The following is a 283-nucleotide window of genomic DNA, read 5'->3' on the forward strand; positions in this document are numbered from 1 at the left end:
GCGGGGGAATGGGCCAGCATCTCCTGCTGCCGTTGTGCGTCGCTTAGGCTGAGGTAGTGTTCGTAGCTGCCGTCGTTTTGTTCTTTCAGACGGCCTTCGTAAGCGGCCTGTTGTTTTTCCAGCTCTTCGGCTGCCGCTTTGGCACGGTTGCCCCTATAGGTGCCGACGGCACTGTGGATGGCGGCAGTCGATTGGGCGACGGTTTGCTGTTTGTCGAGTAGATTTTGCAGATCGGGAACGCTGTCGGCACCGTGATGGGCAGTGGCCGAATCGGTATGGATGC

General features: G+C 59.0%; 1 protein-coding gene. It reads right to left on the bottom strand.

The window, feature by feature from the left end:
• On the bottom strand, positions 1-283 hold a 283-nt coding region (locus ACTHSW_RS10875), incomplete at both ends, for a hypothetical protein (protein WP_440373924.1).

It is taken from the genome of Neisseria sp. P0008.S004, from assembly GCF_051962755.1.
In the GTDB taxonomy this organism is placed as follows: domain Bacteria; phylum Pseudomonadota; class Gammaproteobacteria; order Burkholderiales; family Neisseriaceae; genus Neisseria; species Neisseria subflava_A.